The sequence below is a fragment of the Halobellus sp. EA9 genome, assembly GCF_051195055.1.
GTDB lineage: Archaea > Halobacteriota > Halobacteria > Halobacteriales > Haloferacaceae > Haloquadratum > Haloquadratum rubicundus.
Genome location: NZ_JBNTJW010000004.1, coordinates 158,764 through 172,272, shown reverse-complemented (window position 1 = coordinate 172,272; position 13,509 = coordinate 158,764). Strand labels below are relative to the sequence as shown.

16 protein-coding genes and 1 pseudogene are annotated in these 13,509 nt (G+C 70.2%); 11 read left to right on the top strand and 6 right to left on the bottom strand.

All coding sequences use genetic code 11. The annotated features are described in order from the left end of the window. The first annotated feature begins 35 nt into the window (after positions 1 to 35). Positions 36 to 602 carry a hypothetical protein gene (locus ACQUQ0_RS07015; RefSeq protein ID WP_435184088.1) on the top strand — a complete coding sequence of 189 codons (567 nt, stop codon included), beginning with the start codon at positions 36 to 38 and terminating at the stop codon, positions 600 to 602. Between the two features lie 44 nt (positions 603 to 646). Here ACQUQ0_RS07015 and ACQUQ0_RS07010 read toward each other — a convergent pair whose 3' ends face one another. Both ACQUQ0_RS07010 and ACQUQ0_RS07005 read right to left on the bottom strand, forming a co-directional pair. Beyond that, on the bottom strand, positions 647 to 1,561 hold the full coding sequence (locus tag ACQUQ0_RS07010) for a universal stress protein (protein WP_435184086.1): 915 nt from the start codon (positions 1,559 to 1,561) through the stop codon (positions 647 to 649). 86 nt (positions 1,562 to 1,647) lie between these two features. Further along, positions 1,648 to 2,758, bottom strand: a pseudogene (locus tag ACQUQ0_RS07005) (CNNM domain-containing protein). A 115-nt stretch (positions 2,759 to 2,873) separates the two neighbouring features. Between ACQUQ0_RS07005 and ACQUQ0_RS07000 the strand changes: the two are divergent. The 6 genes from ACQUQ0_RS07000 to ACQUQ0_RS06975 are packed head-to-tail and all read left to right on the top strand — an operon-like array spanning position 2,874 to position 6,416. After that, a complete protein-coding gene (locus ACQUQ0_RS07000; protein ID WP_435184083.1) occupies positions 2,874 to 3,197 on the top strand; it encodes a DUF5783 family protein in 324 nt (107 codons plus the stop codon). A 39-nt stretch (positions 3,198 to 3,236) separates the two neighbouring features. Next, positions 3,237 to 3,425 carry a hypothetical protein gene (locus ACQUQ0_RS06995; protein WP_435184081.1) on the top strand — a complete coding sequence of 63 codons (189 nt, stop codon included), beginning with the start codon at positions 3,237 to 3,239 and terminating at the stop codon, positions 3,423 to 3,425. A gap of 56 nt (positions 3,426 to 3,481) precedes the next feature. Beyond that, a complete protein-coding gene (locus ACQUQ0_RS06990; protein WP_435184079.1) occupies positions 3,482 to 4,495 on the top strand; it encodes a prepilin peptidase in 1,014 nt (337 codons plus the stop codon). A 60-nt stretch (positions 4,496 to 4,555) separates the two neighbouring features. Next, positions 4,556 to 4,924, top strand: coding sequence for a phosphoribosyl-AMP cyclohydrolase (hisI, locus tag ACQUQ0_RS06985; RefSeq protein ID WP_372386770.1), 369 nt, complete (start codon positions 4,556 to 4,558; stop codon positions 4,922 to 4,924). Positions 4,925 to 4,929: 5 nt separating this feature from the next. Then, positions 4,930 to 6,138, top strand: a complete 1,209-nt coding sequence (locus ACQUQ0_RS06980; RefSeq protein ID WP_435184077.1) for a DUF7118 family protein — start codon at positions 4,930 to 4,932, stop codon at positions 6,136 to 6,138. Beyond that, positions 6,138 to 6,416: a hypothetical protein gene (locus tag ACQUQ0_RS06975; RefSeq protein WP_435184075.1), complete on the top strand. Its 279-nt coding sequence runs from the start codon at positions 6,138 to 6,140 to the stop codon at positions 6,414 to 6,416. Before ACQUQ0_RS06980 ends, ACQUQ0_RS06975 begins: the two co-directional genes overlap by 1 nt. 96 nt (positions 6,417 to 6,512) lie before the next feature. Here ACQUQ0_RS06975 and glmM read toward each other — a convergent pair whose 3' ends face one another. Together glmM and ACQUQ0_RS06965 are read right to left on the bottom strand one after the other, a co-directional pair. Beyond that, positions 6,513 to 7,877: a phosphoglucosamine mutase gene (gene glmM, locus ACQUQ0_RS06970; protein WP_435184073.1), complete on the bottom strand. Its 1,365-nt coding sequence runs from the start codon at positions 7,875 to 7,877 to the stop codon at positions 6,513 to 6,515. A 63-nt stretch (positions 7,878 to 7,940) separates the two neighbouring features. Further along, positions 7,941 to 8,162 (bottom strand): hypothetical protein, encoded by a 222-nt coding sequence (locus ACQUQ0_RS06965; protein WP_435184071.1) that lies wholly within the window; start codon positions 8,160 to 8,162, stop codon positions 7,941 to 7,943. 87 nt (positions 8,163 to 8,249) lie between these two features. On the opposite strand from ACQUQ0_RS06965, the gene ACQUQ0_RS06960 reads away from it, so the two are divergent. Together ACQUQ0_RS06960 and hisA are read left to right on the top strand one after the other, a co-directional pair. Then, positions 8,250 to 8,480, top strand: coding sequence for a hypothetical protein (locus tag ACQUQ0_RS06960; protein WP_372386765.1), 231 nt, complete (start codon positions 8,250 to 8,252; stop codon positions 8,478 to 8,480). A gap of 88 nt (positions 8,481 to 8,568) precedes the next feature. Then, the gene (gene hisA / locus ACQUQ0_RS06955; RefSeq protein WP_435184069.1) at positions 8,569 to 9,300 is read left to right on the top strand and encodes a 1-(5-phosphoribosyl)-5-[(5-phosphoribosylamino)methylideneamino]imidazole-4-carboxamide isomerase; all 732 of its coding nucleotides are present in this window, start codon (positions 8,569 to 8,571) and stop codon (positions 9,298 to 9,300) included. Positions 9,301 to 9,394: 94 nt separating this feature from the next. Here the strand turns inward: hisA and ACQUQ0_RS06950 are convergent, their stop codons facing one another. Then, a complete protein-coding gene (locus ACQUQ0_RS06950) occupies positions 9,395 to 10,390 on the bottom strand; it encodes a tyrosine--tRNA ligase (protein ID WP_435184067.1) in 996 nt (331 codons plus the stop codon). 118 nt (positions 10,391 to 10,508) lie between these two features. Between ACQUQ0_RS06950 and ACQUQ0_RS06945 the strand changes: the two genes are divergently transcribed. Both ACQUQ0_RS06945 and ACQUQ0_RS06940 read left to right on the top strand, forming a co-directional pair. Then, positions 10,509 to 10,826, top strand: a complete 318-nt coding sequence (locus ACQUQ0_RS06945; protein ID WP_435184066.1) for a PLDc N-terminal domain-containing protein — start codon at positions 10,509 to 10,511, stop codon at positions 10,824 to 10,826. Positions 10,827 to 10,890: 64 nt separating this feature from the next. Then, on the top strand, positions 10,891 to 11,412 hold the full coding sequence (locus ACQUQ0_RS06940; protein WP_435184064.1) for a hypothetical protein: 522 nt from the start codon (positions 10,891 to 10,893) through the stop codon (positions 11,410 to 11,412). Here ACQUQ0_RS06940 and ACQUQ0_RS06935 read toward each other — a convergent pair. Beyond that, positions 11,409 to 13,388, bottom strand: a complete 1,980-nt coding sequence (locus ACQUQ0_RS06935; protein WP_435184062.1) for a DUF460 domain-containing protein — start codon at positions 13,386 to 13,388, stop codon at positions 11,409 to 11,411. The two genes, ACQUQ0_RS06940 and ACQUQ0_RS06935, sit on opposite strands and share 4 nt — an antisense overlap. Positions 13,389 to 13,509 lie beyond the last annotated feature (121 nt).

Sequence of the window (13,509 nt, the reverse complement as noted above, 5' to 3'; positions counted from 1 at the left end):
ACTTTAGTCGACGAACGGTGTAGTCCCGTTCAACGATGATACTGGGCACGCTGACCGGACGGTTCCGCGGTCGCGAGACGCAGTTCCACATCGAACTTCTCTACGGCGCGCTCTTCATCGCCGGCTTCGTCTATCTCGTCTTCCGCGTCGACCCGCGCGTGGCAGCCTTCGAGGGCGGTCTCGTCGTCGGCTACCTCCTCCGCGTCTGGGAGAAGATGTCGATCTACGAGCGCATCCTCGAGGAGGCCGTCTCCCGCGAGGCCGAGACGCAAGTCGAAGCGGAGGTCGAAGAGCAGGTCGGCAAGGAAGTCGAGGAGCGCGTCGAGGAGACGGTCGACGAACAGGTCGGCGAGGAGGTGGAAGAGCGCGTCGAGGAGACGGTCGACGAGGAAGTCGAAGCCCGCGTCGAAGAGACCGTCGACGAAGAGGTTCAGGAACGCGTCGACGAACGGCTGGACCAGGAGGTCCAAGAGCGGGTCGAAGAGACCGTCGACGAAGAGGTGCAAGAGCAGGTCGACGAGCGCGTCGAAGAGCGCGTCGAGGCCGAGATAGAGGAGCGAACCCCCGACGACCCTGAAGCCGCCGACGGCGAAGAGACCTGATGAGCCGGCGTTTCCCCCGGTTCTTCTCCCGCGTTCGCGAGGCGCTACACCTCGTCCCCGTCGTCATCGGGACGTCGCACGGTCAGCACCGGCACCGACGCCGTCCGGAGGAGCTTCTCGGTCACGCTGCCGAGGAGGTAGCGGTCGACGCCGGTGCGGCCGTGCGTTCCGACCACGATCAGATCCACGTCGTGTTCGGCGACGTACCTGTTGATCTCGCGGTGCGCCGAGGTGCCGGTCACGACCTCGCTCGCCATGGCCTCTTCGGCGACGCCCGCGTCGCTTGCGAGGTCGACGCCGCTCTCGACGAACCGCTCGGCGTTCGCTTCCAGCTGTTCGATCTGGAGGTCGACGCGGGCGTCGAGGCCGAGGTGCGCCACGTCGACGACCGAGAGGACGTCGAGGCGGGCGTCCGTCGCGGCCGCGAGGTCGGCACCGAGGCCGACGGCGACGTCCGCGCAGGCGCTCCCGTCGGTCGGCGCGAGCACGCGCTCGTACGGGTACGCGAGCTCCCGATCCTCGTCGGGACCTACTGCGAGGACCGGCGCGGGAGAGCGCCTGACGACGCGCTCGGTCGTGCTCCCCAGGAGCAGCCGCTCGATCCCCGTGCGGCCGTGGGTCGGCATCGCGATCAGGTCGACGCCGCCGTCATCGTCGTCGCCACCCGAGGCGGCGTAGGCGACGATGGCGTCGGCGGGCGCGGCGGTCTCGACGGCTCTGACGGTCTCGACCCCGCGGTCGGCGGCGCGGTCGGCGGCCGCGTCGACGGCCGCCCGCGCTCGCGATTCGATCTCCGCGGCGATGTCCTCGCGCCCCCGCGTCAGGGCGTCGCTGTCGGTCTGTGCAGCAGAGAGGATGTGCAGCGTGGCGTCGTGCGCCTCGGCCAGGTCGAGGACGTGATCGAGGATTCGGGCGGCACCGCCGCTCCCGTCGGTCGGGAAGAGGACGTCGTCGAACATACGGACCCATCAACGCCGACCCACAAATACGGTGGCATCTGCGGCGCCGACCTCGACCGCGGGCGGCGGCGCGCTCTCGCGCTCTTTCACCCGCTCCCGTCGGGCGAGACCGGGTGATAGTCGCTGCCGTCGGCCTCGACGTCGAGCGGGTCTTCCAGGTCGCCCACCACGGCCTCGAAGGCGTCGGTCGCGGTCAAGAGCCCGACCACGTCGCCGTCCTCGACGACCAGGGCGAGCTCCTGGCGCTCGACCTGGAACTGATCGACCGCGTCGCTGATGTGCGTGTCCGCCGCCAGCGTCATCGGCGGCGCCGCGATCTCCGCCAGGCTCGTCGTCCCTCCCGGAGCGCGTCCACGTTCCCGACGACCGCCGGCACGTAGACGATCCCGCGGAAGTCGCTCGGATCCGCGCCGACGAGCGGCAGGCGCGTGTGGGGGTTCGAGCCGATCCGGTCGAGGTTCTCCTCGATCGGGATCTCGGTGGAGAGGAAGACGATCTCCTCGACCGGGGTCATCGAGTCCGCGATGCCCGCTCGCCGACGTCGAGCGCGTTGAGCACCTCCTCGCGGCGCTCTTCGGGCAGGTCCCCGCGTTCGAGGACCGACCCGAGTTCGTGCCGGAGGTCCGCCCGCGACTCGATCGCGTCGGTCTCGGCCTCCAGCCACGCGCCCGTCATCTCGACGCCGAACAGCTTGAGCGTCCACTTGGCGACGCCGTCGCCGACGGCGATGATCGGCGCGATGAGCTTCGCGAACCAGTACAGCGGGGTCGCGCCGTGGCGCGCGACGAACTTCGACCGCTCGACGCCCAGGTACGTCGGCGTCTGCTCGCCGTGGGTGAGGTGCAGGAGATTGATGATCAAGAACGCGATGATGCCGCCCGCGCCGACCGACGCGAGCACCGTCGACTCGAAGTACGGATCGAAGAGCGCCGCCAGCGCCGGCTCGGCGACGATCCCAACCGCGATGCTGGAGGCGGTGATCCCGACCTGACAGCTCGTGAGGTAGATTTCGAGGTCGTCGGTCATCTCCCACGCCCGGCGCAGCCCCGGCTCGTCGAACTCGGATTCGGGGTACTGCCGGACGCGCGTGAGCGCGAACTCGATGGCGACGAAGAAGCCGTTCGCGAGGATCAGCGCGACGCCAGCGAGCAGTCGAAGTGCGACTTCGAGCCCGCTCAAACTTCCGGCGACGGTCATACCGGCGATCAGTTTCGGACACTCCAAATACCTGGGGACTCATTCCGGAAACGGCCTTCGCCGCCTACCGCCAGGACACAAAACCGGTTTGTACCGGCCGCAGCCAAGAGTGCGTATGGCCGACTTCGACCCCGAGAAGTTCGAAGACAAGTACGCGAACTACTTCGCCGAGCTCCAGCGCGCGTACAAGAACGCCTTCGAGACGATGAACGAGCAGTACGACTCCGAGCTGATCCACGCCATCGACCAGCAGATCCTCAACGAGTCCGAGCCCTTCTACGAGGACGGCGACTTCCGGATTGAGCTCCCCGAGAACCCCGCAGAGCGCCTGACGGCGGTCATCGTCGACGACGAGAAGCTCTCGGCGGTCTTGGAGGAGTACCTCTCGGAGCTCCGCGCGGAGCACCGCAACGTCTTCGGGCTGGACGACTCCGAGTAGGCGAGGGAAAAGGAGAGAGTTCGGACGGACGAACGGCTCGTGCGCTTCGGAACCTCCTTCCTCGCGGCGGTCATCGCCGCCGACCTCGCCGCGGCGCTGCTGTTCCCGCCGGACCCGTTCTCGCAGCTGTACTTCGTCGGCCTCGCGGCCGCCGTCGCCGTCCCGCTGGGGTATCTCTTCGCGTACCGCGGCGGGTACGAACGGCTCTCGGCGCTCCTCGGTCGGTAGCCGAGCGCGGGGCCGTCAGACGCAAACTACAACTCCCCCGGGTTCGCTTCCCCTGTATGTTCGCCAGCGTACCCGACATCCTCCGCCTGGTCGTCGTGCCCGTCCTGGGGTGGGCGGCGTGGCGCGACGTCGAGACGCGGCGGGTGCCCAGCCGGACCTGGTACCCCCTCGTCGCGTTGGGCGTCGCGCTCCTCGCGTGGGACGCGCTCTCGCACCTCTCGCTTGCGGCGCCGGGCGACCTGCTGTTCTTCGTCCGCGTCGCGATCAGCCTCTTCGTCGTCGCGCCGATCGCCTACCTGTTCTGGCTGGTCGGCGGCTTCGGCGGCGCCGACGCGAAGGCGCTCATCACCATCGCCATCCTGCTCCCGACCTTCCCGACGTACTACTTCTCGGGCTTTACGCTCCCGGTGGTCGTGACCACGCTCGGGGTCTTCTCGATGACCGTCCTCACGAACACGGTCGTCCTCGCCATCGCCTACCCGCTCGGCATCGCGGGGCGGAATCTGCTGGACGGCGACTTCCGGTTCCCGGTTGGCTTCCTCGGCCGCCGGGTCGGCGTCGCGGACCTCTCGACGGCGCACGGCCGGCTCTTCGAGACGCCCGACGGCTTTTCGAGGTCCGGCCTCGACCTCGACGCCCTGCGGATGTACCTCCGCTGGCGCGGCGCGTCGCTCTCGGACCTCCGCGACGATCCCGAGGCGTTCCGCGATCCGGCGAGCATCGACGCGACGTATCCGGCCACGGACGGCGCCGTCGGCGACGGAGGCGACGGAGGCGAGGAAGCCGACGCGACACCGGAGCCAGAACCGACCGACGGCGACGCCGAGCCCGTCGCGGTCGACCCGGACGACGAGTGGGGCGCCGAGGCGTTCCTCGACGACATCGAGGGCTCGGCGTACGGCACGACCCCCGAGAAGCTCCGCGGCGGCCTCGCGATCGTCGCCGAGCGCGACCGGGTGTGGATCTCGCCGGGCATCCCGTTCATCGTCCCGATGTTCGTCGGCACCGTCGTCGCGTTCACCTACGGCGACGTCGTCTTCGGCGTGCTCGGCGCGCTGGGCATCGTGTAGGGGACGCCCCCGCCGACGGGGGCAAAAGACCTATCGGCCGCCCTCGCCGACATCGGAGCAATGACAGATGACGTCGCGGTCGACTTCGGCGAGGACGGCCTCGTCCCCGCCGTCGCACAGGACGCCGACTCCGGTGAGGTGCTGATGCTGGCGTACGTCTCGCCCGAGGCGCTCGAACGCACCCGCGAGACCGGCCGGGCGCACTACTACTCACGCAGCCGCGAGGAGCTCTGGGAGAAGGGCGCCACCAGCGGCCACACCCAGGACGTGCGGGAGATCCGCGTCGACTGCGACGCCGACACGCTCCTCTACCTCGTCGACCAGACCGGCGGCGCCTGCCACACGGGCCACCGCTCGTGCTTCTACCGCACGGTCGACGGCGAGACCGTCGGCGAGCGCGTCTTCGACCCCGACGCGGTCTACGAGTGAGTCCGATGTCCGGATCCGAATCGGTCGACGCCGACGCCGAGGCCGACCCCGAAGCGCGGATGGAAGCGCTCCTCGCCGACGTCGAGGACTGCCTCGACGCGCTCGGCGAGGCGCGGGAGCGGCGCGACGCGGTCGAAGAGCGCATCGCTGACGTCGGCGAGGACTCGGTCGTCGAGGCCGCCGACGCCTACCGAAAGGCCGTCCGCCTGCTCGACCGCTACGAGGACTCCGCGACGGGCACGGGCGACTTCCAGGCCTACGTGGAGTTCCAGGACCGCTTCCTCGGGCTCGTCGAGGACCTGCCCGAGTCGGTCCCCGCGAGCGAGGCCTTCGAGGCGGCCGCCGAGCGGATGGACCGCCGCCGCCTCAGCGACGACGACTTCGCCGGCGCCCGCGCGGACCTCGAACCGGCGGGCGAGTACGTCGACCTCCTCGACCGGCGAGAGGAGACGAAAGAGGCCCTCTCGAAGGCGCGCCGGGACGCCAAACTCCGGCTCTCGGACCTCGACGACGCGATCGAGTCCCGCGAGGAGGTGCTGGCCTTCGCCGACGCCGACCTCGACGCCCCCGTCGAGGAGCTCCGCGAACCGATCGCCGCGTACAACGAGGCCGTCCGCGAAGAGTTCGCGACGTTCTACGAGTCGGCGTCGATCGCGGCCGTGATCGGCCTCCTGGAGCGCGCCGAGTCGTTCCCCCTCGTGGACTTCCGCTCGCCGCCGCGGGACCTCCGACAGTTCGCCCGCGAGAGCCCCGACGCCGACGAGCCGATCCCGACGCTCCTGGAGTACGCGGAGTACACCGGTTCGAAACTGGACCACTACGCCGAGGATCCGGCGGCGCTCCAGACCAACGTCGCGGTCCACCGGACGTTCCTCGAACGGCTCTCCGCCGACCCGCTCTCGGTCGCCCTGCCGCCGCCCTCCGCCGGGACGCTCCGGGCGTGGGCGGTCGAGGCGATCTCGCTCCTCGGTCGGTTCGCGAGCGAGGAGACGGTCGCGCGGCTCCGAGAGGTCCGGGACCTGACCCGCCGCGAGGACTACGCGGACCTCCGATTCGCGCTCCGGGCCCACGAGGAACTCGACGCCGAGACCCGCGAGCGCGTCCAGACGGGCGCCGTCGCGGCGGAGCTGGACCGCCTCCGCGACGCCCGCGAGCGGCTCGCGACCGCGCTGGACGAAAGCGAGTCCGCGGCCGCACAGACGGGCCCGGGCTGATGGTGGTCGTCTCGGCGGTCGCCTTCGCGGCCGCGCTCCTGTCTTTTTACTTCGGCGCCCGGGCGCTCCGGACGCGTCGGGCGATCCAACACCTCACCCGGCGCGCGGGCCGAGGGGGCTCGGACGCGCTCGCCCGGCTCGGGCCGGCGGACGACCCGGACCGGATCCCCGAGTCCGACGCCGCCGAACGGCGCCGCGACGACGTCTCCATAGAGCGCGGGTTCGTCCTGCTCGCGCTGTGCGCGGTCTGTGCGCTGCTGGGCGTGCTCGCACTGTGATAGTGATTGCTCTCACTGTTTACCGCCGAACGCCGTTACCGGGAGCGGCGTTCGGCGGTAAGAGACGAGAGTAATCACTATGAGCCGATCGAGCCGCTACGCCCGCTCGCGCGCCTCGCGGAGCGCGTCGGCGGCCTCGTCGGCGAGCTCCTGTGCCTCCGCTCGCGACGTCGACTCGGCGTAGACCCGCACTTTCGGTTCGGTCCCCGAGGGGCGGACGAGCACCCACGCGTCGCCGTAGTCGAGGCGGTAGCCGTCCTTCGTGTTCGGCTCGGCGTCGGCCGCCTCGGCGTACTCGCGAGCCGCCGCCAGCATCGCCTCCAGTTCGGCCTCGCTCTCGTAGCCGAGGTTCACGCGGACGTTCTCGTAGTCGGTGTAGGGGGCGACGACCTCGCTCGCCGGGCGCTCGGCGACGAGTTCGAGGAACTTCGCGCCGACGTAGGCCCCGTCGCGGACGAGCCAGTACGGCGGGAAGAAGACCCCGCCGTTGCCCTCGCCGGCGATGGGGACGTGCTCGCCGGCGGCGCGGAGCTCGCGGATCCGCGTGATGATGTTCGTCGAGCCGATCGGCGTCAGTTCGAGGTCGGCGCCGGCCGCCTGACAGACGTCGACGAGGCGCTGGGAGACGTTGACGGCGGCGACCGCGGTGTCGCCCGGCTCCAGCGCCTCGGCCGCGAGCGCGGCCAGCGAGGACTCCCCGGGGACGAACGCCCCCGTCTCGTCGACGAAGACCGCGCGGTCGGCGTCGCCGTCGTGGGCGATCCCCACGTCCGCGTCGGCGGCCGCGACGAGCGACTTGAGGTCCGTGAGGTTCGAGCCGACCGGCTCGGAGTCCCGACCGGGGAAGTGGCCGTCGGGGTTCGCGTTGACCGTGACGACCTCACAGCCCAGCTCCCGGAAGAACTCGGGGCTCGTCAGCGCGCCCGCGCCGTGGCCCGGATCGAGCGCGACGGTGAGGTCGGCGGCGGCGATCGCCTCGCGGTCGACGGCGGAAAGCAGATCCGAGACGTACTCGCGGTTCGCCGTCTCGACCTCGCGCACGTCGCCGACGGCGTCCCAGGCCGCGGTCGAGAACTCCTCGCCGAGGACGTGCTCTTCGATCCGTTCGAGCTCTGCAACCGAGAGTTCGACGCCGTCGGCGCCGACGAGCTTCACGCCGTTGTACTCGGGCGGATTGTGCGAGGCGGTGATCAGGATGCCCGGCCGTTCGTGCGTGCCGGCGTAGCGGACCGCCGCGGGCGTCGGCGTCGGGCCGAGCCGATCCACGTCGACGCCGACGCTCTGGAGCCCGCTCGTGGCGGCGTTCGAAAGCATCTCGCCGGTCGTCCGGGTGTCGCGCGCGACGACGGCGCGGTCGGCCTCCCAGACGGTCCCGGCCGCCCGGGCGACCCGGAGGACGAACTCGGGCGTCAGGCCGTCGCCGACGACGCCCCGGGTGCCGCTCGAACCGAACAGTTTCATCGTGGGATCTTCCTCGGGCCGTCGTGAAAGCGATTGCGAACGGGCGACCGTCGCCCGCCGTGATCACTCGGTGCGGGCGGACGCGCCGCCCGCCGCGCGCTTGAGTTCGCTCCACGCGGGCACGACCTTGTCCGCCGCCACGTAGTACGCGAAGTACAGCGCGACGGCGCCCATCACGGCGGCCCACGCTCCGAGGCCGACCTCGCCGCCCTGTGCGGTCGCCACGGCGAAGCGCTCGACCGAGACGCCGACGACGGACAGCCCGGCCGATCCCAGTCCGAACACGAGGACTTCGAGCAGTTCGGGCGCTCGCGGCTCTCCGCTCGCCGCCCGAACGGAACCGATAAGACGGACTTGCCGAATCAGTCGACTATGGCAGGACGCTACGGCGACATCGACTACCCGACGCTCACGAAACGCAGCACCCTCTTCGGTCTCGGCCTGTTCGCCTTCGGCGCGCTCGGCGAGTTCGCCCTCGCGAGCACCGGTATGGCGGTCCCCGCCTGGGAGCACGCCCTGCTCGTCGACGCGGAGTGGCTCGGCGTCGCGCTCGCGCTCCTCTCGCCGTTCGTGTTCGGGATCCTGCTCCCGCTCACGGAGTGAGAGATCACGCGGACGCTCACTCCAGCGACTGCGCCGCTCCGGAGACCGAGACGGAGACTTTAGGCCGCTGCCCCGCCGAGGGGCGGCTATGTCCGACACCGACTCCTTCCCCGCCTTCGAGGTCGTCCCCGCCGTCGACATGCAGGACGGCGAGGTCGTCCAGCTCGTCCAGGGCGAACGCGGCACCGAGAAGCGCTACGGCGACCCCGTCGCGGCGGCCCGCCGGTGGATCGAGGCGGGCGCGGAGACGCTCCACCTCGTCGACCTCGACGGCGCCTTCGAGGGCGAGCGGCAGAACGCAGACGCCGTCGAGGCCGTCGTCGAGGCCGTCGACGTCCCGGTCCAGCTCGGCGGCGGCATCCGGACCCGCGAGGACGCGACGGACCTGCTCGACCGCGGCGTCGAGCGCGTGATCCTCGGCACCGCGGCCGTCGAGGAGCCCGACCTGGTGAGAGAGATCTCCGAGTCGCATCCGGGCCGCGTGATGGTGAGCCTCGACGCCAAGGACGGCGAGGTCGTCGTCTCGGGCTGGACCGAGAGCACGGGGCTCGACCCCGCCGAGGCCGCCGCCCGCTACGAGGACCTCGGGGCCGGCGCGATCCTCTTCACCGACGTCGACGTCGAGGGCCGACACGAGGGCGTCCAGGCCGGCGTGACCCGGCGCGTCGTCGAGGCGGTCGACATCCCCGTCGTCGCCTCCGGCGGCGTCGCCTCGCTCGACGATGTCCGCGCGCTCCGAGAGGCCGGCGCGGCCGCCGTGGTCGTCGGGACCGCGCTCTACGAGGGCACGTTCACGCTCGAAGCCGCGATGGACGCCTGATAGTGATTACTCTCGTCTCTTACCGCCGAACGCCGTTACCGGGGGTGGCGTTCGGCGGTAAACAGTGAGAGTAATCACTATGACTCCTTGGGCCTCAGTTCCGCTGCTCGCGGATCTTCTCGCGGCCGGGCGCGATCAGATCGTTCAGGTAGGTCGCGAGCGCGCCCTTCGCGTCCGCCGGGTGGAGCTCGCCGGATTCGAGGTCGGCTTCGAGGTCCGCGTAGGCGTCGTAGGTCAGGTCGCCGCCGTACTTCTCGGGCCGCTCGACGACGACCTCGCCGAAGCGCGGGAAGACGTGGTACTCGAAGATCTGGAGGACGGGGTTTTCGCGCTCCTCGCCGTCGTCGGTCGGATCGGGGTCGGCTGTCGGCGGGCAGTAGGCCTTGTTGACCTTCTCTTCGATGTCCGATTCGGAATCCTCCATCGAGAGCGAAAGGCCCTCAGAGCTCGACATCTTCCCGACGCCGGTGGTCAGGTCGGCGATCAGCGGCGTGTGCAGACAGGTCGGCGCGTCGGCGTCGATGCTCGGGAGGGTGTCGCGAGCGAGCATGTGGACCTTCCGCTGTTCCATCCCGCCGATCGCGAGGTCGACGTCGAGGTAGACGATGTCGAGCGCCTGCATCAGCGGGTAGACGGCCTGGGCGACGGTCGCGCCGTCGCCGCTGGCGATCTCGGCCATCGCGCGCTCGGCCCGCGAGAGCGACGTCTCCAGTTCGAGCGCGTGCAGGTCGAGGATGTACTCCTCGTCGAGTTGGAACTCCGAGCCGAGGACGAACTCCGTCTGTGACGCTTCGAGCCCGTAGGCGACGAACTGCTCTTGCATCCGCGTCGCCGTCTCGCGGATCTCCTCGAAGGTCCCCTTGTCGTTGAGGTAGGCGTGGACGTCGGCCAGGAGGACGACGACCTCGAAGCCCGCCTCCTGGAGCTCGATGAGCTTGTTCGCGGTCAGCATGTGGCCGATGTGGAGGACGCCGGAGGGCTCGTAGCCCACGTACGCCCGCTTTCCGTCCGGGGAGTCGGCTAGCGCGCGCACTTCCTCGTCTGTGACCACCTCGGAGACGTTCCGGGTGATCAGGTCGTAGGCGTCCATACGGGAGGGGAGTCGCGACGGCGGCATATGACTTCTGGGTTGGCGCCGACGCCGTCCTCGCGGCGTCGCCCCCGACCGACCGGAAAGCGTCATACCCGCGCGGATCCAAGGGAGGACGATGGCTACGACTCGCTCGCCGCTCGTCGTCCTCGGAGGGTTGGTCGCCGTGGCGTTCGTCCCGCTGTTCGCGATGTGGCTCGTGATCGCCGACCTGGGGACGCTCGCGTACTTCTTCGGATTCGCGGTCTACTTCCTCGTGGCGCACATCGCGCTGCCCGGCTGGGTCTACCTCGACGCCAACGGCCGCGAGAGCGGTTCCCCGCTGGGGTGGACCGCGCTCGCGTTCCTCCTGCCGCTCCTCGGGTTCGTGATCTACTACTTCGTCGGCCAGCCCGACGCCCCGCACGAGATCGAGACGGGCCCGCAGGCGCGGTAGACTGACTGCAATCCGGATTTCAGCCACCGACGTTTCTACGTGGCCGGCGGCGGACCGTTCGCGTGTGTCCGTCCCCGACTCGTTCCGGACGAAACGCGGGATCGCGCGCTTCGACGACGGCGCCGTCCGCTTCGAGGAGTCCGTGCGAGGCTACCTGCGCGGGCTCTACTATGACTACTGGCGGAGCGACGCGCGGTGGCGCAAGGCCGTGTTCGCGGGCTACGCGCTCGCCTTCCCGACCGGCCTCGGCTGGCTCGCCCTCGCGGTCTACGAGGGCGACGTGCTCCCGGTCGTGGGCGTCGTCGCCGTCATCGTCGTGCTCCGTCTCGCGGGGTATCTCCGGGGCTTCCGGTCGCCCGACCGGATCCGACTCGCAGACGTCGAGTCCGTCGCGGCGATTCGAGGCGCGAAGGGACTGACCCGGCCGCGGCTCGTCGTCGAGTACGCGGTCGACGGATCGGTCCGGAAGCGACGGGTGAATCTCCCGTCGCTGTACACGGGGACGGGCGAAGAGACGTTCGAGCGGGCGGTCGACGCCTTCGAGCGACGGGGCGCCGACGTCGAACGGCGCGGGACGGACGGCTAACGCGACTCGCTTCTGGTCTCGGCGCGGTGCTCGGAGATGATCTGATCGACCATCGAGGCCTTCCGCTCCTTGCGGCGCGCTTCGGCGCGGCGCTCCCAGTCGTCGATCGCCGCCTCGACGTCGGCCTCGCTGGCGACCGCGAGCTCGTCGACCTCCTGGATCGCGACGTCGTCGGCGGGCGCGACCGGGATCTCGTGCTCGAAGAGGATTCGGTCGGCGACGTCCGAGAGCCCCCCGCCGGACCGCAGGACGACGCGCGGGTCGATCTCCGCCAAGAGCTCCGCGGTCGATCGCCCGGCGCCCGAGGCGTCCCGGAGGTAGACCACGTCGCCGGCCGCGAGGCCGTACTGCTCGTCGGCCGCCTGGATGGCGTCGCGGGTGAACTGCTCGATCACCTTCACCGAGACGAGGTCGCCGTCGGTGTCGACATCTGAAAAGTTCGAGTGATCGAGCTTCCAGAGGCGCTTGAGCCGTTCGAGCTTCTCGTCGAGCGCTTCGTTCTTCGCTTCGAGCTCGTCGACGCGCCGTTCGAGGCGGTCGTTCTCGCGTTCGAGGCGCTTCACCTCGCGGCGCTCTCTGGCCTCGCGGCGCTCCTCGCGCTTGGCCTCCGAGAGCTTCTCCTCGTACTCGTCGATCTCGGCCTCGCGCTCGTCGATCGTGTCGTTGAGGTCCTCGACGTGGGACTCCAGGCGCTCGACGCGGGTCCGGAGCCGACGGATCTCCTCTTCTTCCTCTGTGAGTTCGCGCTCGTGGTGCTCGGAGTCGTCATCCGATTCGTCCTCGTCGTCCCGGAGGTCACGCAGGACGGCCTCGACGGACTCCTCGCCGGCGACGACGCGGGCGACGACCTCGCCGCGCTCGATGTCCGGCGGCACCTTCTGTGAGATCCGGTCCAGTTGATCTTCGTGGTCGTCGAAGGCGAACAGCGCCGCCGCGAGCGCGTCGCGCTGGTGGTCGTTCTCGTAGGACGCCTCCCGCGTCCGGTGGAGCTTCTCGTCGACCGGGAGGTCCGAAGTGGGCGTCCACGCCGCGGCGTCGAAGCTCCGGCGGAACTTCTCGACCGTCTCGGGCATCGGCGTCACGTCGGCCGCGACGACGACCGGCCGGCCGCGCTCGATCAGCCACTCGATCACGTCGGCGGTGTCGGCCGTCCGCGTGGAGTAGACGTCGAGGACGCTCCCGTCGAGGCCGACGACCGCCGCCGCGGTCGTGGTCCCGGGGTCGATCCCGACGAAGACGTGATCGCGGCGCTTCACGAGCGGCTCGAACTCGATGCCGTCCCGGCGCTCGCGCTCGATCTCGACCCGGGTGTCGCCGGAGCGCCCTTCCGAGAGCGGGATGTCCGCGGGCGGCGCCTCGACGGTGAAGACGGCGTTGGCGTAGCCGCCGTACTTCTCTGTCACGTCCTTCTCGAAGTCGAGGTCGGCTTGCTTGAGCCGCTCTGTGACCTCGCGTGCGCGGCGCTTCACCGACCCGTGGATCCGCCGGGTGTAGCGGTCCTGGCTCCAGCCGCCCTTCCCGGTCGAGCGCCCGCGGGCGACCTTCACGGTCGTGGTGTCGCCGAAGGCCGACACCTCGTAGCCGACGTTGGCGGCCGCGAGCCGCGCCGCCGCCTCGGCCTCCTTCATCGGTTTCTTGCCGTAGGGGACGCCGTGGCGGGAGGCGACCCGCGAGAGCGGTTCGGGCCGTTCGGCGCCGGTCACCTGCACCAGTTTCGTCGCCTCGGGGATAGTCCTGAGAAAGTGGACGAGTTCGTCCTTGTCGGCCGCCAGCTCGTACATGTTGTCCGTCGCGAGCATCGCGGGCTCCTCGCGGTCGAGCAGGCGCCGGAGCTTCCGGTGGGAGACGACGTCGCGGTCGACGTTCTCGCCGTCGAAGGCCACGAGCGCGTAGGAGGGCGCGTCGCCGCGGACGTCGCCGCTCTGGATGTCCACACCGAAAACGAGGGAGTCGAGTGCGCTCGTCCGGTCGTTCACGTCACCGGATTAGTCGCGTGTAGATATATATGCCACGCCGGGGTCGGCCGACGAGGCAGCGAGCGTTTATTTACGAAGACGAAGCCAACGCGGCCGTGACGTAACGCTCGCCCCGCGCCGG